At 54.6% G+C, this 23,064-nt stretch carries 17 protein-coding genes and 1 pseudogene; 7 read left to right on the plus strand and 11 right to left on the minus strand.

Going from position 1 to position 23,064, the window contains the following annotated elements; translation table 11 throughout:
* Nucleotides 1–2 precede the first annotated feature (2 nt).
* On the minus strand, nucleotides 3–2,354 hold the full coding sequence (locus JK208_RS11770) for a TonB-dependent receptor (RefSeq protein ID WP_194268753.1): 2,352 nt from the start codon (nucleotides 2,352–2,354) through the stop codon (nucleotides 3–5).
* A gap of 188 nt (nucleotides 2,355–2,542) precedes the next feature.
* Here JK208_RS11770 and JK208_RS11775 point away from each other — a divergent pair, with 188 nt between their 5' ends.
* On the plus strand, nucleotides 2,543–3,295 hold the full coding sequence (locus JK208_RS11775; RefSeq protein ID WP_283092430.1) for a GntR family transcriptional regulator: 753 nt from the start codon (nucleotides 2,543–2,545) through the stop codon (nucleotides 3,293–3,295).
* A gap of 169 nt (nucleotides 3,296–3,464) precedes the next feature.
* Here the strand turns inward: JK208_RS11775 and JK208_RS11780 are convergent, their stop codons facing one another.
* Nucleotides 3,465–4,091, minus strand: a complete 627-nt coding sequence (locus JK208_RS11780) for a TetR/AcrR family transcriptional regulator (RefSeq protein ID WP_211576345.1) — start codon at nucleotides 4,089–4,091, stop codon at nucleotides 3,465–3,467.
* A 105-nt stretch (nucleotides 4,092–4,196) separates the two neighbouring features.
* Here JK208_RS11780 and JK208_RS11785 point away from each other — a divergent pair, with 105 nt between their 5' ends.
* Together JK208_RS11785 and JK208_RS11790 are read left to right on the plus strand one after the other, a co-directional pair.
* On the plus strand, nucleotides 4,197–5,405 hold the full coding sequence (locus tag JK208_RS11785; RefSeq protein WP_211576346.1) for an MFS transporter: 1,209 nt from the start codon (nucleotides 4,197–4,199) through the stop codon (nucleotides 5,403–5,405).
* 127 nt (nucleotides 5,406–5,532) lie between these two features.
* Complete coding sequence (locus tag JK208_RS11790) at nucleotides 5,533–6,789, plus strand: sodium:proton antiporter (protein WP_211576377.1); 1,257 nt, start codon at nucleotides 5,533–5,535, stop codon at nucleotides 6,787–6,789.
* A gap of 89 nt (nucleotides 6,790–6,878) precedes the next feature.
* Here the strand turns inward: JK208_RS11790 and JK208_RS11795 are convergent, their stop codons facing one another.
* From JK208_RS11795 to JK208_RS11815, 5 genes are all read right to left on the minus strand, one after another.
* Complete coding sequence (locus JK208_RS11795; protein ID WP_349291988.1) at nucleotides 6,879–9,269, minus strand: TonB-dependent siderophore receptor; 2,391 nt, start codon at nucleotides 9,267–9,269, stop codon at nucleotides 6,879–6,881.
* Between the two features lie 380 nt (nucleotides 9,270–9,649).
* Complete coding sequence (xylB, locus tag JK208_RS11800) at nucleotides 9,650–11,131, minus strand: xylulokinase (protein WP_211576347.1); 1,482 nt, start codon at nucleotides 11,129–11,131, stop codon at nucleotides 9,650–9,652.
* A 51-nt stretch (nucleotides 11,132–11,182) separates the two neighbouring features.
* Nucleotides 11,183–12,706, minus strand: coding sequence for an efflux transporter outer membrane subunit (locus JK208_RS11805; protein ID WP_408872112.1), 1,524 nt, complete (start codon nucleotides 12,704–12,706; stop codon nucleotides 11,183–11,185).
* Between the two features lie 8 nt (nucleotides 12,707–12,714).
* The gene (locus tag JK208_RS11810) at nucleotides 12,715–13,791 is read right to left on the minus strand and encodes an HlyD family secretion protein (protein WP_211576349.1); all 1,077 of its coding nucleotides are present in this window, start codon (nucleotides 13,789–13,791) and stop codon (nucleotides 12,715–12,717) included.
* A gap of 15 nt (nucleotides 13,792–13,806) precedes the next feature.
* Nucleotides 13,807–15,471 (minus strand): MFS transporter, encoded by a 1,665-nt coding sequence (locus JK208_RS11815; RefSeq protein ID WP_211576350.1) that lies wholly within the window; start codon nucleotides 15,469–15,471, stop codon nucleotides 13,807–13,809.
* A gap of 170 nt (nucleotides 15,472–15,641) precedes the next feature.
* Here JK208_RS11815 and JK208_RS11820 point away from each other — a divergent pair, with 170 nt between their 5' ends.
* On the plus strand, nucleotides 15,642–16,598 hold the full coding sequence (locus JK208_RS11820) for a LysR family transcriptional regulator (protein ID WP_211576351.1): 957 nt from the start codon (nucleotides 15,642–15,644) through the stop codon (nucleotides 16,596–16,598).
* A gap of 472 nt (nucleotides 16,599–17,070) precedes the next feature.
* Entirely contained in the window at nucleotides 17,071–18,234 is a 1,164-nt protein-coding gene (locus tag JK208_RS11825; RefSeq protein ID WP_211576352.1) for an EAL domain-containing protein, read from the plus strand.
* 57 nt (nucleotides 18,235–18,291) lie between these two features.
* Here the strand turns inward: JK208_RS11825 and JK208_RS15890 are convergent.
* Nucleotides 18,292–19,074, minus strand: a pseudogene (locus tag JK208_RS15890) (IS3 family transposase); the annotation flags it as partial.
* Between the two features lie 420 nt (nucleotides 19,075–19,494).
* Between JK208_RS15890 and JK208_RS11840 the strand changes: the two are divergent.
* The gene (locus JK208_RS11840; protein ID WP_249202127.1) at nucleotides 19,495–19,662 is read left to right on the plus strand and encodes a DUF4113 domain-containing protein; all 168 of its coding nucleotides are present in this window, start codon (nucleotides 19,495–19,497) and stop codon (nucleotides 19,660–19,662) included.
* Between the two features lie 72 nt (nucleotides 19,663–19,734).
* Here the strand turns inward: JK208_RS11840 and JK208_RS11845 are convergent, their stop codons facing one another.
* From JK208_RS11845 to JK208_RS11855, 3 genes are all read right to left on the minus strand, one after another.
* Entirely contained in the window at nucleotides 19,735–20,277 is a 543-nt protein-coding gene (locus JK208_RS11845; protein WP_211576353.1) for a hypothetical protein, read from the minus strand.
* Between the two features lie 441 nt (nucleotides 20,278–20,718).
* The gene (locus tag JK208_RS11850; RefSeq protein ID WP_211576354.1) at nucleotides 20,719–21,177 is read right to left on the minus strand and encodes a hypothetical protein; all 459 of its coding nucleotides are present in this window, start codon (nucleotides 21,175–21,177) and stop codon (nucleotides 20,719–20,721) included.
* A gap of 642 nt (nucleotides 21,178–21,819) precedes the next feature.
* Entirely contained in the window at nucleotides 21,820–21,972 is a 153-nt protein-coding gene (locus JK208_RS11855) for a hypothetical protein (RefSeq protein ID WP_211576355.1), read from the minus strand.
* A gap of 702 nt (nucleotides 21,973–22,674) precedes the next feature.
* On the opposite strand from JK208_RS11855, the gene JK208_RS11860 reads away from it, so the two are divergent.
* Nucleotides 22,675–23,052 carry a hypothetical protein gene (locus JK208_RS11860; RefSeq protein WP_211576356.1) on the plus strand — a complete coding sequence of 126 codons (378 nt, stop codon included), beginning with the start codon at nucleotides 22,675–22,677 and terminating at the stop codon, nucleotides 23,050–23,052.
* The last annotated feature ends 12 nt before the right edge of the window (nucleotides 23,053–23,064 follow it).

Genomic DNA, 23,064 nt, shown 5'->3' on the forward strand with positions numbered 1-23,064 from the left:
GATCAAAGGTCAATTTTGGCTGTAACAAGAGCCGCGAAACTTCCGGCAACATAGTATGTCGGCGACCCTTGGGATGCGATGGTGCTGCCATAGATCCCGCGTGCTGCGCGTGAGGACGCTGCGACACCAGCCACACCGGAGAGATACTTGTTATCGCCGACATTCATAAGATTCAGCCTGATTTCGGGATGTGTGTGGAAGATCTTGGGTGCACGATAACCGAAGTTCATATCCGCGTTGACATATCCTGGCATGGCCTGGTCATTCATGAAAGTTGAGAACTGCCGTCCGACATACTTGACGGAAAATCCTGCGAAATATGTTCCATCATCATAGTCGAGCCCCACGGATGCCTGCACATTCGGGCTGCGCACAGCAGTTTTACCAGCCGTTGGAAGATAGTCTGCTCCAACCTTGTAGTTGTTATCGATCGTTGCGTGCAGATATTCTGCCGAGATGTAGGGGCGCAGATGATGCCACGGGCGCAGACCAATCTCGATGTCTACGCCGCGCGACGTCTGGCCGCCTGCATTGATGTTCTGGGTAATCTGCGCGTTGTTGATCGTAACCTGTGTAGAAACCTGACGGTTCGTGAAGTTATAGTTGAAGAATGTGATGGAGCCGTCCAGGATGTCGCCCTGATAGCGGTAACCAAGTTCTTCAGAGATCGAATACTCAGTTTTCTGGGCAGTATTGGCCTGCGTCGCCACCTTTCCGGTTGATGCGCTGTAGGTGTTGTAGAGCGCATTCAGCGTTGGTGTGCGGAAATTGGTCGCAACGTCTGCAAAGATCTGGCTATGACTGTCAATACGATAACGTGCACCCAGATTAGGCGTCGCAACGGCCGCATTCATGGTGGTGCGGTATTGTGCGCCAGGCAGGTAGTTGTAACCGATGCGGGTTACCATAGACTCCTTGATTCCTGCTTCCACTCGCAAACGGTTATGCAGTGCGTTGAACGTGTCACCGAAGAACAGAGTATTGACGCGCGTGATGGTCAGGTTGTCATAACTTGCAAGGCGTGTGCCATCAGCCAGTTTTACATTTCCCAGATACCCCCAGACATTTGCCGGTCCGCCATTTTCTCCAATCGCGCTGTACGGATTGACCATGCGCTGCCTGGACCAGTCGAACCAATATCCAAACACCAGCGTATGCTTGCCAATAGTATAATGAACCTTTGAGACAAGACCGGGGCGATAAACGTAAGGTGTACCGAACGGCGTATACATCATCACCTTATCGGTGGTCGTGCCATTACCGTTCAGGTCGATGCTGTATTTTTGTGTCCCGGAATAGATGGCGTTTTCAGACAGAAGAGACGCCGAGGCGATCGTGCCAGAATTCCAGTAAAAATACGGCGTGAAATCAAACCCGAGTTTGTCATTGACGACGATATTCTGCGGCGCGCTCAGGATCAGAACGCGATAAGGACTCTGGTGCAGTTTCCAGTATTTGGTGTCTGTCGGCGAAAAATCTCTACTATAATTGGCGCCTCGACCATATTCCTGCCAGGCAGACAGGGAGGGGTTCAGGTAAGCTACCTTCATGGAATCATCAAAGGTCAGTGCAACGGTGCTTCGGCTTCCGTTCATCCAGTCTTTGACCATTTTTGCGTCAATATGCTGCTTGTGATCGTCTCCAGCGCCACGGAAATGCGGCTCTTCCAGATGTGACCATGCGACGAAAGCCCGCATTCCGGTGTTACCGATGTCGCCGCTTTGAAGGCGAACATATTCGCGGTGTGTGTTGTAAGACCCGAAAGACCCTGCAATCGTGGCGCCCATTTTGTGAGACGGATCAAGCAGGTTCATCGACACAATTCCGCCTGAAGCCCCAATGACGGGAGAGTCCAGATTAGCGGACCCCTGCTGCATCGTCACTTCACGCAGGTTCTCGGAATCTACCCATTCGGTTGGAAAAGCCATGTAGGAACCGATATCGTTCAGAGGCGCACCCTCGACGGTGAAGCCGATCTGATCGCTGTTCATGCCACGGATCGTCATGTTGCCGCTCACCATCCCGAAGGGGTCAGCACTGGCGACATTGGCGCCGGGAAGGTTGCCGAGCAGCTTGAAGACGTTAGGTGTCGGTGCCTGCTTGGCGATATAGGCCTGAGTAATCTCGCTGCGTGATTTCGTGCCATTCTGGGGAGCCATGCGGCCGCCTGCCACGGATTCTGCGGACACCCGGATGACTTCTGGCCGGGAAGGGGAGGGCTTCACGCTCTTGCCGGTGGCGGAAGAGTGGCGCTTCTCCCCGACGTGCTTTGTATCCGCAACAGGAGCAGCGTAGGCTGCCATACAGAACATGTTGCCGATAACGGCGGTACTCAGGAAGGTTGAAGCACGCATGGAAGAAGCTCTCAAACACTGCGGAGACGCCAGAAAGGCCCGAATCTCTCCCGACGCTGGCACAAAACAGTGACTGAATCGGCAAAGACGTATTAGGTTGTTATAGGACGTCTTGGTACCGGGTTTCGGTGTGCTCTTCAATCCAAAAGTGAAACGTTTTCTGGAATTTTTTCTTTATGCCTAACTCCATGTTCTCGTCAGCGCTCGATACGAATGGCCCGACGCCGCTTTACCTTCAGGTTGGGCATCATATTTCCGGGTTGATTGGCAAGGACAGCCGTTTCATGGAGCGGCTCCCATCCGAGGCTGAGCTGTGTCTGATGTATGGTGTTAGTCGCATTACCATCCGTCAGGCGTTGTCCTATCTCGCTGAACGGGATGTCGTCGTCCGGCAACATGGACGTGGGACATTTGTAGGGGCCCTGCATCGGCCAGGGCGGCAGAAAACGATTCATTCGTTTTTTGAAATTCTGGCCGGAAAAGGTCTGAGTCCAGAAATGGCGTTGCTGGATTACCAGATGCGCCGTCCTCCTGAAGAAGTTGCTCTGGCCTTATCATCAAATGACGAGACATTGTTCATTCGTCGTGGTTATCGGTCCGAAGAAGGACCTTTGGGAGTGACGGAAGTTTTTTATCCCGCCCGGCTTGCCCCTCTTGTGTCACCTGACCTTGCTGCTTCCATGACATCAACAGCGATCCTTCGGGATATTTTCAAGTTTCAGGTTGCCCATGCAGATATTTCCATCGGCCTGTCCAAAGCTTCGGCTGATGTCGCTCAGTGGCTCAGTGTTTCCGAGCAGTCTGCTTTGATGCGTATCAAGCGCGTAACGACGTGCCTCGGAGAAGGTGTCTGTGAGTACAGCCGGCTGCTGGTGACGGAGGGTAGCGCAGATTTTCGTATTGGCGCCGATGGTGAGATGTTGACCGACGGAGTGCTGTGACCTTTCTTTTCCGGAAGCGGGGTGGCGTCCAGATAGTCGCAACTTCAAAGACTTTTGACGAGGATATTCCTGTCATCCGGCCGGTTTTCAGATACTCAGACCCTACCGGATCAGGCCGCCTTTCATGGCAAGGATGCAGAGCCTGCCTGCCCAGCGTGAATGCCGGTAGTCAGCGTATTTCTGTTTCGGATGACACTGCATTGGCGTCCCACAACATTAGGAGAGAGGTGATTGCTGCATCCAGATCTTCTGATGTTGCTCCATCCCGGGCTTCACATGTCATGCCATGGAAAAATGTCACGAGAATATTGGGCAGCGCCTTAGTTACGGGACAATCCCGCAGTTCGCCGTTGGCAACGGCGCGCTTTACACACGCACGGAGGCCAGCCCGCGTCTGCTGCCGCTGTTCACTAAGAAGAGCCTGAACAGACTGGTTCTCGGGCGAGCAATTACTGGCACCTGAAACGATCAGGCATCCGCAAGGATGCGTCCGAGCCGCCTGCATATGCGCTGAACAGCGTAACGTTCGCTCGATCGCATCGCGTGGTGACAGACTCTCGTCCCATAAAGGCGCCATGACCTGTCCGTAGGTCGCCAGATAATGCTGCACGACTTCGTGGAAGAGGGCTTCCTTTGAGCCGAACGCAGCGTAGAAGCTTGCTGGCGAAATATTGCCCATGCAGGTCTTGAGCTGCGTCAGGGACGTTGGTTCATATCCTTGTACCCAGAAAAGTGTGGTGGCCGCATCAATCGCCTTGTCCCTGTCAAACTCACGAGGACGCCCGGTCCGCGCCATGCTGCCACTCCTTCTGAAAGACTTTTATATTAAATGATCCAGAAATAATTGCCAAGATTTTGCACCTCTCATATATAGATCGAACGATCCATATATGAGAGCCATATGACCCTCGATACGACAGATTCCCGCAAGGAACTCGATGGCGGACTGCCTGTAGCTGGTTTGCTCGCACTGGCGATGACAGGCTTTATCTGCATCATGACCGAAACTCTCCCGGCGGGCCTGTTGCCCCAGATTGGAGCTGACCTGCATATTGCCCCGGCGCTGGCAGGACAGATGGTGACGGCCTATGCTTTGGGTTCCCTGAGTGCTGCGATCCCGCTGACACTTGCTACCCAGCGATGGCGGCGAAGACGGGTTCTTCTGCTGGCGATCATTGGTTTTGTAGTCTTTAATTCCGTCACGGCATTTTCAAAGCATTATGGAGTGACCCTTGTTGCCCGTTATGGCGCGGGTGCAGCAGCAGGGCTCGCCTGGGCCCTGCTGGCGGGTTATGCGCGCAAGATGGTGACGCGCTCTCAGCAGGGGCGCGCTCTGGCCATTGCCATGGTAGGCACACCGATCGCGCTTTCTCTGGGTGTTCCGGCTGGAACATGGCTGGGCGTTGCTGTGGGCTGGAGACTGGCCTTCGCGATCATGTCAGGATCAACTCTGCTGCTGATCCTCTGGGTTCTGACGAGCGTTCCTGATTTTCCGGGGCTTGCGCACCACGAACGTCAGCCGTTCGGGTATGTTCTGCGAACTCCGGGCGTACGGTCTGTGCTGGGCGTTGTGATAACCTGGATGCTCGCGCATAATGTGCTCTACACCTATATCGTGCCGTTCATCACACCTGCCGGGTTGGCGCCGCACGCAGATGGTATTCTTCTGCTCTTTGGTATTGCTGCGTTGGCTGGCATCTGGCTGACCAGTCGCACGGTCGATCACGCCCTGCGGCTTTCCGTTCTGGTCAGTCTGGCAATATTCGCCGTTGTTGCGGTTATTTTTGCAGTCGGATCAGCGTCGCCAGTAGTGATCATAATGGGGGTCGCGATATGGGGCCTGACATTCGGCGGTGCTGCAACGTTACTTCAGACAGCACTGGCCGATGCGGCTGGCGAAGGGGCGGACGTTGCATTGTCGATGAATGTCGTCGCCTGGAATAGCGCCATCGCGGGAGGTGGAATTCTGGGCGGTGTGTTGCTTGAGACCTGGGGAGTTGTATCGTTTCCCTGGGCTGTAATGGGGCTTGCAGTCGCTGGGTTCCTGATCGTCTGGCAAGCCCGGTTCCACGGATTTCCACTTGGCCACCGCCTCGGGCATGGGGGCTAAGAATGCGATTGTCACCTGTCTGCTGTCCTGCTCTCCCTGATTGTCAAAATAGCCATGACCGGTTTCGCAAAGCAGACCCTTCCGGTTTTTCTTGACGCAGGAAGCGGGAGAAGCCAGCGATGAGGATATGGACACCATCAGCCTCCTCGCCCTGCTTCTGACTCTCTCGGCAGCGTTCAGTATTCTCAATCATCACACGCTTCGTGTTCCTGTGACGATTGGCGTGCTAGTCTTTTCATTGCTGGCGTCTCTGCTGATCATGATCCTGAATCCGTTGCTTCCGGCTTATGACCTTCAGGCTCTTCCACGATCCGTGTTGGGTGCCATCAATCTGCCGACGGCTCTTCTGAATGGCGCATTGTCTCTCCTTCTGTTTGCCGGGGCCATGCAGGTAAATGTCGGGCATCTCCGCGCAAAGCTTGCCTCCGTGGCTGCCCTCTCTGTTCTCGGCACCGTTCTGGCGGTTGCCTTTCTGGCGATCGCGGTATGGTACGTCTTCCCTCTGTTGGGTCATGCCATTCCTTTTGCGTGGTGCATCGTCCTTGGGGCCATTCTCGCGCCAACCGATCCGGTTTCGGTCGTCGGCATGCTGAAACGTCTCGGATTGCCGGGGCCGATTCAGGCCGTTTTCGCAGGGGAGAGCCTGTTCAATGACGGCGTAGGCGTGGTGATTTTCGGCGTCACGATCGGACTGGCGACTGGGGACAGTCTGGGCGTGACTGCCTCCCAGATCGCTCTGAGTTTTTGCCGCGAGGCGATTGGTGGCGGCCTACTGGGCGCGCTGACCGGATGGGTTGCACTCCGTGTGCTTAAAGGACAGCGCGACCCGCACATTGACCTGTTGACGTCATTGGCTTTGGCGACTGGAACCTTCAGTATCGCCAACCAGCTTGGCATGTCGGGGGCGATTGCCGTCGTGGTGGCGGGGCTGTGCTTTGGAACAAGCTATAGCCATTCCGTTTTCGATGAGGCATCCCGAAAGGAACTCGACGTCGCATGGACACTCATTGACGAGGTTCTGAACGTCCTTCTGTTCATGCTCATCGGTTTCGAAATTCTCGAAATTACACCGAATGTCTTTGCGATACTGGCGACACTTGCCATAATCCCGCTGTCTATTGCCGTACGGGCTTTGAGTGTGCTGCTTTCAACGCTTCCGGTTCACCTCAGGCAATGGGAGCGGGGCCGTGTTCTTGGGATCCTGACCTGGGGCGGTCTGCGTGGCGGCATTTCGGTTTCGCTGGCGCTTGGGCTCCCGCCCGGAAACTTGCGCGATCTGCTGCTGCCAGTCTGTTATGGGGTCGTCGTATTTACCATTATCGTGCAGGGACTGACCATGGAACGGGTTGCCCGCAGGTTTTACCCGTCCTCTGATCTGGAGTGAGAAGGTAGGCTGGGCCTTCTCTTCTTGAAGGCCAGTCCCATCAGCAAAAATGTAGATTTGTGGTTTTACAAACAGATCCTGTTCTATTTTCAATAATGACCGCGGATTGTGAAACTGAAGGTTCTGGGCTCTCCGAAGATCATCCCGTCATAAAATCCGGCCTGTCTGACATAGGTCTTGTCCGTCAGATTGGTGATGTTGCCAGCAACGTCGATCCACTTGGCCAAACGGTAGCGTGCCATAAGATTGATGAGGGTGTACCCGCTCACACGCAGGTTGGAACTGTCATATTTCCCGTTGCCGAGCGGACGGCCAGGATTGGTGGTCCATTCTGTGCTCGTCTGGCTGGAAATGCCGCCGCCTATGGTCAGACGATGCAGCACACCGGGAAATGTATAGCTTGTGGTCAGGCGCACGAGATGATGTGGGTCCTGCCGATAGCTCAGACCTTTTTCGTAAAGATAGCTATAACCGAAGAAGACATTCCAGCCCGGCAGAAGCTCGCCTGAAGCGTCAAGATCAATGCCTTCGGTTTTGACGCCATTGACGGATCGGTAAATGGACTCGCCCGTCGTTGTGTTGGTGGCACCCGTCGCTTCCGCCACATTGCTCTGTCTGTTCAGATAAAAAGCAAGAGAAGTATTCAGGCGTTGTTTGAAGAACGACCCCTTCAAACCCGTTTCATAACTTTTCCCCATCACAGGGCTGAGAGGCTGATTGTTGGCATCTCTCAGATTGGATTGGGGGGTGAAGATATTGGTGTAACTGCCATAAACGGACATCGTCTTTGTAAAATCATACACCATGCCTGCATAAGGCGTCAGAACGGCATTCTGGCGTCCTGTTCCTGTCGCGCCTGAATACTGATTCTGCACATTATATGTACCGCTATAGGCTTCGTAAGTACTTACCCGGCCGCCAAGGATCAGCGAAAGGCCTTTGGCAAGAATGAAGCGGCCTGATGTGTAGGCCCCGTAATTGCGCGTCACATCGACTTCGCGTGCTTTTGTTCGATGCGTCATAAAATCCGGATATGAACCATCCCAGGTCTGCCAGTTGGCAATGGGCAATCCTGCCGCACGATACTGGCAGCCCGAATAGGGCGTAACGCCCGCGATGCTGCAATTTCCGAGCGCTTTGCTGAATGTGTATTGTGTCAGTTCGTCATTGTACCCGTTGAAACCGAAAACGATCTGATGCTCGTGTCCAAGAAAATGGATCGGGCCCGAGATATGAACATCTGCATTATCACGCGCATCGGCATATTCTGCGTGAAGCGCGTTGAGGTAGCCACCTGTGCCATCCTGATTCCAGAAACCGGCATAGCCCCCGACATTTTTGGCGGCATTGTTGATTTTGGCAACGCCAAGATTGCTGTAGGAACTGCCTTGCGTCCGCATATAGCCGACCTTGAGGTGCCAGCCGGCTGAAAAATCATGATCGTAGTTGATGAAAGCCGTGTACTGGTCGCGGGTAGCCTGGCTCCAGTCCGCGGCCGGGTTGGTGCTGCGGGGCAGGTGCGTGCGTGTACCGTCAGCATACCAGATCGGAACGTTGGTTCCCCATGAGGCGCCGTCATTACGGGTTCGTTCATACTGGAAGCCAAAACTCAGTGTATCCCGCACGGAGAGGTCCGCAGCGAAATTGGCAAGCGCGCCCAAACGATTGACGTGCTCCCGGACACGGAATGTATCCGTGTCATCCCATGTGAAGACATATCGGCTGCGGATCGTGCCGGAATGATTCAGCGGAGTGTTGATATCCGCCATGACACGATGCTCATTCCAGTTGCCCAGTCGAAGCAGGCCATTCGCTGAGAACTCTTTGGTTGGCGTTTTGCGCTGCAGATAAATGGTTGCGGACGGATCACCTGTCCCGCCCAGAAGACCATTGGCCCCACGGACGATCTGGACATTCTCATACAGGTCCATATTCATGGAGGACCCAACACCACCGAAGCTTGTAGTGGCATCAATCTGCATGCCATCGATCTTGTAGTTGGTGATGTTGAAACCACGTGCACGATAAGTCGTACGACCGGCATTATCGTTGGCGTAGGATGTGACACCAGGTGTGGTGTTCAGGACGTCATCCAGGCTGTTGATCTGCTGATCGTCCATGACCTGTCGTGTCATGACCGTTACGGTCTGGGGCGTTTCGCGAAGACTGAGAGGAAGTCCCGTGGATGCGCTGGTGGAAGGGGCGGTATAGCTTCCACGATCCCATCTCTGGGAACGGACGATGATATTTTCAGCTGTGGGAGCAGTTTTGTCACGCGCTGCCGGTGGCCCCACATCCCGATCTTTTCCTGAATGCGTCTTCAATGGCGCTTTTTTCTTTTTGGAATCGACACGTTTTTCGAGAGCAGCGGGTTTCTCTTGCATGTCTTCGGCCTGTACCGCGGCAGGAGCCACGGTAGCCAGGAATGTGGAGGCCAGAAGGCTGGTTATGGCGTAACGCGTTACAGGGCGCAGGTTCACGTCAGCAGGTCCCAATCGGAAATTCATATGATAATCATTATCATTTGCACATCGATAGCAGCGTGATTTTGAAATGAAAAGAAACGCATTTATTACAAATTATACCAAAATATATCTTTTCAAATCGGGACGAAGCCGAACGCCTGCGACCACCAGGTCGTCAGTACCTGGCGCCGAGACAGGCGATTTTTTGATTACGAGAGATGTCTTTGCACAGTATGCAAGTGCTTCTCGAGCGCGTTCAGAATTGGTGCGAGTTCGCAGGAACCGGAATATGGTCCCTGCGATTTCTATTCGTTCAGAAACATTGGTAATCAGGCGTTTTTTTCTAACTGCCTTCGTTGTTATTCTTGGTCACTAGACAAGAATACAACGATTTTTCACGCATTCTCTTTTTTCGCGAGCACTGTTCTCACGGTCGCAAGGCCCGGATAGAGCGTGCGATAGCCCGCATAGGCAGCCTCATACGCATGACGCAGCGCTTCATTGGGGGTAGTCGTCTCCGCGCGCTCAGGCGACAGACATACGGTTTCCACGTCCTCGCCTGTGACCGCCAGACGTGCCAGTCGCGCGGCTCCAAATGCTCCGCCTGTTTCGCCATTGGCCAAACGATGCAGCGGAATTCCCAGCACTGAGGCCAAGATCGCTACCCACAATGCACTGCGCGACCCGCCGCCGATGACCGCAGCCTCCGTGACTTCAGATCCGGACGCCCTTAACCCCTCCAATGCATCGCGAAACGAAAATGCAACTCCTTCAAGCACAGCCTGAGTCATCTGCGCGCGTGTCGTATCCTGTGAAAGGAGAGCAAAGCCACCCCGTACCGCTCCATCATTGTGCGGTGTGCGTTCACCTGAAAGATAGGGTGCAAACAGCACGGGAGAGGGGGCTTCGGGCGACTCAGGCAATTCGGCCAGTAGCTCTGCTTCTTTCATTCCCGTCACGCGCGACCACCATGCCAGGGATGCCGCAGCCGAGAGCGTTACGCCCATCTGGTGCCATACACCCGGCACCGCATGACAGAACGCATGAATGGCGTCCCGGGCACCGCCGCGATAGGAATCTGTCGTCACCCAGACTACTCCGGAAGTGCCAAGCGAAAGAAAGGCATCCCCCGGCTTTGTCGCACCTAACCCCACTGCACCGGCTGCATTGTCTCCCGCACTTCCCGCAAAGACTGGCGCTTTGCGCATGCCCCAACGCTGCACGAGATCGGGTTTGAGAACGCCAGCGGCCTCGCTTCCCTCTCTTAACTCCGGCATGTGGGAGAGTGAAAGCCCTGTTGCAGACAGCGCTTCTTCCGACCAGCGGCGCTGTCCGACATCAAGCCATAACGTGCCCGATGCGTCGGACATGTCTTCGATCGCCTCGCCCGTCATGGCAAAACGAAGCCACGCTTTGGGCAGAAGCACGAGACGCGTCTTCGCGAAAATGTCCTTTTCATGTTCTGCGACCCAGATCAGCTTCGGCGCGGTGAAGCCCGGCATGGCGATGTTGCCGGTCACCGCGCGGCTCTCAGGGAAACGATGCTCAAATATTTCGCACTCGGCCTCGGCCCGCGTATCGTTCCACAATATGCAGGGACGAAGCACCTTACCGTCGCCATCGAGCAGGACCGCGCCATGCTGTTGCCCCGAAAGCCCGATGCCCGTGACCTGCGAGACTTCGGACGGATAGGCCTTTGTCAGCGCGTCGATGGCTGCAAGCGTGGCCGCGAGCCAGTCATCCGGGTTTTGCTCGCTCCATCCTTCGTGGGGACGCGAGACCTTCAGTGCCACCGTTTCCGAAGCCAGCACATGCTGCGCTCCGTCCACCAGAACCACCTTGACTCCTGACGTCCCCAGATCAATCCCGATATACATCCCACGTCACCTGCCATTTCAATGGGTTGTAAGTCTGGACCTGTTCGCGTGTCATGGCGCGCCACGTTTATGTGAAGGGTCTCCATTCTCCCAGCCTCCTCCAAGAGAGCGGTACAGACGAGCGACGGAGATCGAGACATTTGCGCTTGATTCAGTCAGAGCGCTTCGGCTTGCCAGAAGGGCATTCTGCGTGGTCAGGACATTGAGGAAATCGCCCGCCCCCTGACTATACTGAAGCTGCGCGATATGGACGGCGGTCTCATCTTCCGAGACAGTTTCTTCCAGTCGGTTTCGACGCTCCTGCGCGGCACTCAGGTCCGCCATGGAATCATCGACGTCTTCCCATGCTTTCAGAAGCGTACGCTGCAACGCAATCGCCGCTTCCTTCTGCTGGGCGCGACGCAGATGAAGCTGTCCCGTCAAACGGCCCCCTTCGAACAGAGGAAGGGTCATGGTCGGACCGAACCCGTACTGACGCGACGCCCATGAACCCAATCCGCTGAACTGCAACGCCTGAATATCCAGACTGCCAGACAGCGTTACGCGTGGGAAAAAATCTGCGACGGCAACACCGATACTCGCTGTCGCGGCATGGAGATGGTTTTCTGCCGCCCGCACATCGGGACGGCGCTCGGCCAGTTCGGAGGGCAAACCGACCGGAATGTCAGCAGGAACGGACGGAATGGCTTGAACAAACCCGAGCGTGTCTTTCAAAGCGCCCGGTTGCTGTGCGGTCAGGAAGCTCAGGGCATTCACGAGGTGCACTTCCTGGCTTTTCAGCACAGGAAGACGCGCCTCAAAACCATGCATCTGACCGCGGGAATAGGCGACATCGAGTTTTGTCGCCGTGCCCTGCGCAAAGCGGAGTTCCGTCAGTTTCACACTGTGCTCGGCAATGGCGATGCTTTGCTGCGTGATGCCAATCTGGGTCTGGATATTGCGCAGGCTCAGATAATCCTGCGCGGTTTCCGCCATGAGGGAGACCAGCACGCCGCGGCGCAGCTCGTCCGTTTCATGCATGGCCGCGGTAGCTGCCTCGACCTGACGGCGCACATGCCCCCAGAAATCGACCTCCCATGACGCACTTAGCCCGTATTGTGGCAGATTGAAAGACGGGTTGCCCTTCGCGCCATCCATAGCCGCCGGTCCAAAGCCCTGCTGGCCGCTGGCAATTTCGCCGGGCCCGGCTTGTTGCATGGTTCCCAGAAGGCCGAGAATACCGTTTGTGCTGGCGCGTTCACGGGCATAGGACGCAGCACCTTCCATATGCGGCATCTGCGCCGCACTGGCGATCCGGCGTTCTGCCTGACTTTCCGTGAAATGCAGGGTGGCTTCACGCAGATCGAGATTGTTGCGTGCTACGTCTTCCTCCAGCGCCGTCAGCGTGGGGTCATGATAGATCCGCCACCATTGTGCATCGACGGCAAGGGTTTCCTGCGGATGACTGGCAGCGGGGGGCAGGCTCTGATGCCAGTGCGCGGGGGCATGTGGGTAGGGCCGATGATAGTCTGGTCCGACCGTACAGGCAGACAGCGCGGTGAGCCCCAGAAGAAAGCAGCGTGAGAGGGTGGACATGGAAGCTCTCATTTCCAGAGATACCGTGCGTCATGGGAATGGGTGCCCTCAGGCGTCGAAGACGTGTCGATCCGTGCTTCGACCGACATGCCGACACGAACCTTCTCCGCTAGAGGCTGGCCGGGATCGAAGGTCAGCTTGACCGGGACGCGCTGGACCACTTTCGTGAAGTTTCCGGTCGCGTTATCAGGCTGGATAGCAGCGAAAGCCACACCTGTGGCCGGGGCCAGACTGTCCACATGGGCCTTGAGCGGATGACCGGGGAAGGTATCAACCAAGACCGTCGCACTTTGCCCGGTCTGGACTTTCGTGAGCTGGGTTTCCTGAAAATTCGCCAGCACATAGGCCTTGCGGACCGGCACAACCGCCAGCAGCCCTGTGCCCGGATGGACATAGGCACCGACACGCACGCCGCGCTCTCCCACCACGCCGTCCACCGGCGCGGGAATGGTGCAGTAGGACAGGTTCAGTTCGGCTTGATGCTCGGCACTTTTCGCCTTCAGCAACGCACCCTGAGCCTTTTCAAGCTGCGCCTTCAGCACTGCGACCTGCTGTTCAGCCGTACTGGTTCCGGCCTTGTCGCGGGCAAGGGCCGCAACCGCTTCAAGCTGCCGGGCTTCCGCGCCCTGCTGCTGTTCGGTCGTACTGGCGCCCCCTGCGGACAGATTGCGATACCGGGCCGCATTCTGGCGTGCAAAAATCAGCGCAGCCTCGTCGGACTGCACGGTATATTTTGCCGCATCGACGATGGAGTTCTGACGGTCCAGTAGGGCCTGAAGATTGTTCACATCGCCCTGAGCCGCAGCCGTATCGCCATGGGCCGCATCCAAAGCCGCGCGATAATCGTCGTCCTCGATATGGGCAAGTTCTTCTCCGGCATGGACATATTCGTTGTCTTCGGCCAGCACGCGGTCGATGCGGCCCGAGACTTTCGGCGCTACGGTCGTGAAATCGGCTGTGACATAGGCATCGTTGGTTTCCTGACGGATACCATCGCCCACGAAGAAACGATCCGCCGTCCAGGCGAGGCCGGTCAGCAGGACGACAGCACATCCGGCCAGAAGAAGGGGTTTTCCGTAAATCATATTAAGGCAGGTCCGTCAGTGCGCGGTGGCGGGAAGGGAGGAGGGAGCGGGTTCGCGGGCGGCGGCAGGCATGGCCGGAGCAGGCCCCTTGCCGGGCGGATAGACGCGTTTCGGCAGCACGGCGGTCAGCGCGACATAAGCAATGCAAAGGCACATCACGACGAAATAGATGTCCACCAGTGCCAGTGTGATCGACTGCTCGTGCAGATAGGTGTGGAAGATCTGAAGCGTATTGCGCGCCACATGAGCGCCGTCAGGCGAGCTGTTGCTGATCGCCGCATGGATCGGATCGCCCATGCCGGACAGCGCCGTGGCGTCATTGCCCGCCCGGTCCAGCAGCATCGTGGAATGATACTGTTCCCGACGGCGGAGCAGGATTTCAAAAATGGCGGCAGCAAACGCATTGGCCATGCCCTTGAGCATGTTGACCATGCCCGAGATGAACGGGCCGTCCGCCGGCCCCAGAGACATGGTGGCCAGCATCAGAACCGGGATCACGACCATTGGCTGACCGAGGATCTGAAGCGCCTGCAGGAGATAGAAATTGTCCCGTACCCAGTCCGGCGTCAGCCAGGTTCCAAGGAACGCTGCCAGCGCCAGACACGACATGCCGAACGCCAGTACATATCGGCAGTCCACCCGCGCGGAATTGCAGAGCGCAGCCGTCAGCGGCAGCATAATGAGCTGTGGTAGGGCAACCGTCAGCGCGACCGGAGCCGCCTGAATGGGCCGGTATCCCCGCACGGCTTCCAGATATGTCATCGGGACTTCCATCATCAGACCGCAGATGATGAGCACACCCACAAGGGTCAGCAGAGACATCGTGATATTGCGGTTCTTCCAGTACTGAAGCCGGAAAAACGGGCTGTGATGGTGCCATTCATGGAACAGAAACCCCACGAACAGCGCACCGCCCCAGAATGTCAGATGGGAGATGATCGGCGAGCGGAACCAGTCCAGCCGGTCCCCCTGATAGAGCACTGTCACCACACACAGGATGGATGGCACGCCAATGAAGAAGCCACGCCAGTTGAAGTTCCGGAACCGTTCGAGATGCACCGGATCACGTGGCAGTCCGTAGGCCATCATGGCAATGGCAATGATGCTGAAGGGAATGACCTCCCAGTACAGCCAGCGCCAGCCCACATGCTCGAACCACATTGCCTCAAGCGGGCCGCCCAGATTAGGACCAAAGGTGGCGCTCATCGCATAGCCGCCAATGCCGAACACCTTGATGGGCGGCGGCAGGTATTTCAGCATGACCGTCATCAGAACGGGCGGCAGACAGCCCGCACTCAGCCCCTGCGCGGCGCGAAGAAAGCATAGCGAGACCATGTCAGGCATGAAGGGCAGGGGGATCGACAGCATGGCGAGCACGGCCGTCATGAAGATCGAAAACCGATAGATCGAGAATGTCATGTAGAACCAGGGCGTGAACGCCATGGCCGCAATGTTGAAGGCCTCGTAGATCGAGGTGAACCACGTGCCCTCATCGTGCCCGATATGCATCGCGCCGCGGATATCGGCGAGGCCGATTTCGGTGATGTGTTCGTTGAACCCGGCGACATGCACGGCCAGCAGCATCCCAAGGCAGCCGACAATGGTCCGCATACCGAAAGGGGGAATGTAAGACGGCTGCGCGGGCGGCGCACCCGCCAAGGGCGAGGCTGCTGGTTGCATTATGGGGTCTCTTTCGTTGCCCCCCAGCCATTATCCAGAGCGGACAGGTCCGAAAACCCACGTTTGCAGCAGGTGACGTTTCCATTTTTCGGAAGGGTTATCAAAAACTCTTCCATTTCAGGCTAAAAGCACGAAAATATACTGGAAAGCCTTAGGAAACGAAGAGGGCGATGGCCAAACGAACTGACAGTCACAGACGCTACGACCTTGATCTGCTGCGTTATCTTCAGGTGCTGGTGGAAGAAGAAAGCGTCTCACAGGCAGCCCGTCGGCTGAAAGTGAGTGATGCCGCCATGAGCCGCCATCTCGCAACGCTACGCACCGTGTTTGGAGATCCTATTCTGGTTCTGTCCGGGCGCCGGATGATGGCCACAGCTTTCGCCAGCCGCATTCGTGACCGGGTCCAGAACATCGTGCGCGAGGCCGATGCGTTGGTGAATGACAGCGAAACGCTCAATCTCCGCCATCTCTCGCCCCGCTTTACGATCCGCGCCAATGACCTCGTCGTCAGTGCGTTCGGGCATGTCATTCTGATGGCCCTCAAGCAGGAATGTCCAAATTGCAGCGTTGTGTTCGCTCCTGAAACGGAGGAGCCAGCCAGCGAGGCCCTGCGCAACAGCCAGATTGATCTTTATGTTGGCGCTACGGACGATCTGCGCCCTGAGATCATGCGTCAGACCCTCTTCCTGACGTCATTCCGAGCCATGGTGCGCGAGGGGCACCCTATTTTTGCGCAAGGCATTACCCCGCAGACGCTGGTGGAATATGATCACATCAGCGTGTCGAGAAAAGGTCGTCTTTACGGCCCGATAGATACTGTTCTTCAAGAGCATTACGGCCTGACCCGACCCATCGCCATGGTTGTGCCGACTTACCATTCCATGATCGAGACCATGCGGGAGACGGACATGATCCTGCCTCTACCTGATATCGTGATCGACCGTCTTCCACTTTCGCAGATCCAGCTTGAGGCTTTCGACTTCCCGTTCGATCTTCCTCCCGTCACGTCTTTTCAGGCCTGGCATCCGCGCGTAGACTCAGATGGCGTTCATCGCTGGCTGCGCGACACGGTTCTCCAAGTCATCCGGCGCGAACTCGGCCGTCTCAGGCGACCGACAAAGCATTGAATCATGTACACGATTTCAAGCATAAAGCAGCCGTGAGGTTCACGCGCTATGTCAAGGTGATGTTGAATGCTTGTGCGCTGAGATTGTTGAATAACTTGGGGTGAGCGACTGAGCTATCACTTGCCAATTCGCATAGGCACGAAAGATACGGCGGAGAGTGCACGAATTTTATCGTCTAAACACGGTTTTTGCCGGTATTCAGCTACTAAAGCGGGTCATATGCACCAAATTTGCACATTTTGACACGGTGAACGCTCGTTTAGGAAGCGGGAAACTCAGGCCGGGATCAACGGGATTGAAGCGGACACTGTCACTTTCATGACTGTTTTCTCTACCCGTTATCCCACAGCCAGAAAATGATTCAGATCTTGCGCCAGACCAATAGGTCTTTTGTTACCGTGACCCAGAAAGTACAAGACGTTAACGATATCGGAACGTTTTATACCGTATTAACCCTGAAAAGGGATAGACAATGAACCGGCATTTCAAAATTGGTGAAACGACGATTTCCGTGTTGCCTTATTTCCAACCAATTGTATCAATGAAATCTGATCAAATCATTGGTTATGAAGTTTTGAGTAGATTTTTTGATTGTGGAAAACTTCTCGATACCAAGAAAAGTATCGAGCAGTTCGAAAATAAAAAACTCCTTGATGGACTCCTTATTTTTCTTTTAGAATATACTTTCCGTCACCGAATTAAATTCAATCCCAACCTGTTTTTCTCGTTTAATCTTTCACCATCGCAGATATCGGACGCCTGTATTCTTGATGACATCCTGTCCCTCATCAGCCTCTATGAGTTCCCGCACGAGCGCATCAAAATCGAAATTACTGAAAGCGTGATTATTTCTGATCTCGCGCTTTGTACTGAATTTATGACAAAACTGAATACAACCGGAATTTCCTTCGTCATGGACGATTTCGGCACCGGCTATTCAAGTCTCACGATCCTGAGTTCTTTGCCATTTTCAGGTGTAAAAATTGACCAGAAATTCGTGCATTCCTGTGTCAGTCGTAAGGAGGATAGAAAAATAATATCTGCGATTGTTGGTCTGGCAAACAGCCTCGATATTGACGTGATCGCAGAAGGAATAGAGACGGTCGAGCAGGCAGATCTGCTACGGAAAATCGGGTGTACGAAAGGGCAGGGGTATCTGTTCAGTCCTCCTCGGCCATTAAAAAGAATTGAAAACCCGAATTCCAATCCGGCGGTACATACGGAAAAAGAATATCAAAGATTATCTATTGAAGAGAGGGCATTTCAAATCTCATCTCTCTATAACTCGAAAGAAGTTTCGATTTGTTTTATAGATCGAGACTATATCATCCGGGATGCCAGTATGACATTCTGTCGTCGAATTGGTTTTGACAAAAAAGAGGTTATTGGTGCCGATATCCATGTGCTTCTGCCTGATACGCGTACGATGCTTGAATGGTTGAAATCTTTTAGAGAACGCGGTCTACCTTATCCTCCCTACAGATTTACGCGGGAGAGTGGTGACATCGACCTTGTTATGCTGACCCAGGTCAGGGACGAATCAGAGGAAATTCTAGGTTATTCAATTATTTCACTCGAAATCTTTAGCAAGACAGTTAGTGGGATAATGGCGCAGAAACGGGTGAATGTCTGGTAACCTGCGTATTCTTGTACTTGTGACGGTTTTGTGCCGGTATGTGATCTTGTTAGGCGGCTTTAGCCTCGAAACGAGTGGGCTGATGCTGCCGAGATATGAATAGCGTCGTCGCGGGTTATAGAAGCCGTTGACGTACTGGAAGATGGCGGCAGTTGCCTGCCGCCAGAGCATTTCGGCCTTCAGGCTCTTGAAGAAGGTCTCCACAACTGCATTGTCGAAGCAGTTTCCCTTGTCGGACATGGATGGAATCATCCTGTATTCCGTCTGTTTCTTCTGGAAATCATGTGAGCAATATTGGCTGCCACGATCAGAATGGAAAATACAGCCAGGCGACGGATCGCGCATTTGCACAGCCATATCGAGCGCTTTGATTGCAAGGTCCTTTTTCATCCGGTCGCTCGCGGCCCAGCCAATGACGCTTCGGCTGAACGGATCGATGACGACAGCCAGGTAAAGCCACCTTTCGTTTGTCCAGATGTAGCTAATATCGCCTGCCCATTTTCGGTTGGGAGCGTTGGCCGCGAAATCGCCGTTTAGAACATTGGCTGCAACACCGAGGGAATGACGGCGGTCGGCTGTGACTTTGTGACTTTGTGACGACGGGTGCGCACTGGCCGGATCCCATTGGGTTTAATCAGGGGGGCCTACACGGCGTTCGCCGGCATTGTGTCCTGCAGAACTTGGCATAATCTTTCGATGGACCACTCGTGGCGATACTCACAGATAAATGCGAACCTCACGTCTTTTGGCTCGCGAAGAACTGCGTGGCTTTTTTAGGATTTTCCTCTCCTCCCGAAGAACGCGTTTTTCCAGGCGAAGGCGCTTGTTCTCTCGAGCCAGATCCGCCGCCACGCGGGTCCGTGCCTCTCCTGATGCGAGCAGAAAATGCTCAGTGTACCGCCACAAGTCCAGCCACGCGGTACGCCAAAGTGATGCCGGATGCCTATCGGGATGAAATTCTGGAATGGCTGGGGATCCAGTAGGATGCGATTTGCACGAGATCGTTGGCTCCGCAGCACCTACACCAGTTTTGCACACATCATAATGTCGTTAAGCGCATTAATATGAACAGACTTGAACTGACGGGCTAAGGCCGGTTGCCTGATAGCTTGGCATTAAGCAATTGATTTTTAGGAGTTTTTCACCGGATCGAGTGGTGGGAGAAACAGGGATTGAACCTGTGACCCCTACCATGTCAAGGTAGTTATAATTCCTTAAAAAACGGCAGTTTATTGCGGTCTTCAGCTATTAAATCGGATCATGTGCACCAAATTTGTACATTGTGGCACTGTGAACGCCCGTTTTGGAAGTGGGACACTCCGACCGGGATCAACGGTACTGAAGCGGAGATGGTCGCCGCGACAGTACCTGTTATCTGCGCGCTATACGACCCGGCTGGAGGAGATCGTGAGGGCGAGGAGTTGGTAACATTCGCTTACGCCTACAAGTCGGACACGGCAGTGTAACTACGCTTTTCCCCACAGCGGACATTGCCACATGTTAAAGATAGTTCGGCTTACACGCATTAAGGGCCTGGATGATGACGTTCCCCAGCTCTTCGTTCGAGGCGTTGATCGAGACATGGAAGACTGTTCCTTGATCCTCGCCTTGCAGCCAGCCTGAATGACCACCTCCTCGACCCTTGCTCGCCCTCAACTCGATCTGATCCGTTAATTCGTAATCCCAACAGGCAAACACCATGGCAGTTTTCGCGCGCGCTGCTTTCCAGTCCTTGAATCTGAACTCCGCTGCAAGCTTCCCCCAGAAAGCCAGCATCAAAGGGCCGCATTCGGCATGGACCTTGGCGACTGTTTCCCGAGGAAGGGGCACGCCGGGAGTATTGAAGTATTCACTCGACTGGATGGACTTGCCGAAGTTTTCTCCAATCCATTTCGGTGTCGCGCTGGCGCGGTCTATATAGCTCGACCAGCCCGTGCGGGAAAAATATGATCCTTTCCACACCTCTTGGCACTCGATCGCAAGATATTTCTTCGCCCGGAAAATGTGCGCGTATTTTTGCCTGCGAATGGGAAACTTCTGCATGATCAGGTGATATCCGTAATATCAAAATTGATGGAAAGAGGACGGGCTTTCAGAAAAGCTCATGGGTTATTTGAATGACCGGAATATGGTGGAAGCCTACGCGAGGGTCATCCAAGTGAATATCCGGTTTTACCAATTGCCTTCCATAAAGCCGACCTGCCGCTTCCCCCGCTAAAATGCCTGTCTACTCAAGGAATATGAAGCAGACAGGCGGGATGCGCCTCAAGTCAGACACTTGCGCTGACCTCGCACTTCCAGAAACCAGACCCTCTCACTCGACGAAGATCTATGGATTTGTGACGGTGTGGGGCCAGAGAATGAGCTTTTTAAGCGGTTTTTTTCCGGAAAGGGGAATAGGCCGGTGGTATCGAAACGATTTGAGGAAAATGGTGGTAGTCTAGGATTCCCTCGGGAAGTTTCTTCTGCTCCGGAGAAGGATCGTCAATGCGCAGCGGCCCCGGTTCCTCCGTGCGGGGCGATGATGCTGTTGCCGATCGGGCTCGTTTGTTCATAGGCCTCGCCGAACTTGGCAATTTCGCTGCCAGTGACGATGTCGTGTTCGGGTAGCGTGCCGTCCTTGAAAACAGGTGCTGGAGCTTGGGAAACTGTTCGAAAGTATTCTAGGATCCGGCCCGTGGCCGTAAGCTGCAAGGGGGGCGGGGATAGTGGTGGGGCTATATCGGTGAGCTGATAAACTATGGTGGCTTTACGGTTGTTTAGTGAAGTCGCCTGATCTGGTCTCGGGAGAAAGTCGTGAAGATCCGTGGGGATGAATGTGTCGATCCCGCGCGTTTTCTTTGTGGCCAGCGAATGTCGTGGACCACACGTAGCATTTATCGGAATCGTGATAAGGGCGGCTGAGACAAGAATAGGAACGATGGACCTGACGTTGTTGAGCATGGTCTTTCTCATAATAAGTATAGCTTTACTCAAATATCTCTCGGGTACCTTTGAAAGTGGCATAGCGTCTTGGTTAGGCGCACTTAAATTTCGGCAATAAATTGAGGGCTCTGTCCTATCCGACGAGAGGAATTGCACTCGGTCCACAGGGTTCATGGAAGTTGGAAACGTCGCGTCGGTGGCAATAGGGTTTGTGTCATTAAGTGCATAGTTTGCGCGGAAGACGTACTCTTATTTTCGGATACTGCAGTGCAAGCGTGCTTTTCTCAGGAGCGGGCATACTAGGGCATGCTGCTAGCGCCTACTTTCCGGACGTCTGCATGTCGTTTGCCTGACTGAAAAGCTGACATTAAGCTAATCCTTATCCGGCGGCACTTGTTCATTGGCTGGTCAAATCGCGCGCATTCTGCTATCAGTATGTCAGATTGGGGTTGAGCTGTTTCCTCCGACACTCCCTGTACATCTGATGATTTCTTGATGCCGATGCCCGGCTCGGGCTTCGGCCTTCTTTACGAGATACGCAAAGCCCGCTCTTACCGGTGGGCTTTTTTTATGTCCGCATCACAGGATATTTTATGCCCGATACGGATCAGCATCCCGCCCTGACCTTCGTCATGAACACACATCACCTGCTCGGCATCGTTAGGCAACATCTACCCAGTCAGGAAACAGTCCCGCCTCGACGGGCTTGCGCGGACGGGCTTCGGCGCGGCGGAGATGGCTGGAGGCGCTGCCCTCCTCGCTGACCCAGACCCGATCTTCAGCAAGATTGGCGGCGCTGCGCTCATCGCCCATGGAATGGATACAATGGCTGCGGGAAACCGGGCCTGGACCACCGGTCAGGCTACGCCGACGATGACCGAACGAGCGGCACGGGCTGCCGCTCTAATGGCACATGCGTCACCGGTCGTAGCTGATATAACGGGGGCTGTTGCTGACGCGTTGGTCCCCACCAGTATATTGCATAAAATTGGTGCGCTTACCGCCACACGGTCTATTCGGGTTGTCTCCGCTGATCGTGGCCATCTTAATTTCGATCATGGTGATATTGTTCCGGAGCATTTCCACTCGCCTGCTCCAGATTTCGGACAACCGACTAGCCAAGATCTGCTTATACCTCATCGACAGAGCAGTCTAAATCTCGACCATCATGAGGCCCCCTCGCATAATCGCCGTGCAGGCGGACATGTTTTACTCAGACACATTGCTCTGACAAAAGAGTATATCGAAAAACGCTTCACGAAAGAGGGGCGCCCTGTCGTCTCATTTTTTACGTCGAAGCACGAGGCGGAGCGCGCAATCCACCAGGTTCTGCAAGACAACGCCATTTGATTGATAACTGGCTTAAGACAGCGCCAAAAGACGCAAAATTTGATATTTCAAGTAGTATTTCAGTGCATGGAACTGTCGTTATCCATCAGGCCGATCGAGTGAGACGGGCAGCACGCCGCGCAGAGGTTACAATTAAGAACACTGAGCATAATGGGATGATTTACCATGTTTTCACCGTCAAACTCTTCGCATGCTGAGATTCGAGATGCATTTCCCCGGTTGTCCAATGTGGGGACCAGTTCATTGGGTGAAGATGCCGACATGTGTGGTGACACGCTGGACGAAGCAATTCAGGATGGACCACGAGGGCGTAGCCTACAGTTTAAACTTGAGACGATCCATGAGCTACAACGCCTTTTGAGTTTTTCTGACAAAGAGATTGATCGGATCACGCAGACATGGGTTCTGCTTTCGATTGATCCGATAGCGGATGTTGAGGAACCACCAAATTGGGGCCGATATTCGACTTATAGAGCTTTCTGGGAGGCGGTTCTGCGTGCCTTCGAGACCGACTCAGAAGTGCAAAAGCACGTGCATGTCTGACGTTGGCCGCCA

Origin of the sequence: Gluconobacter sp. Dm-74 (genome assembly GCF_018256135.1) — a bacterium.
GTDB lineage: Bacteria > Pseudomonadota > Alphaproteobacteria > Acetobacterales > Acetobacteraceae > Gluconobacter > Gluconobacter cadivus.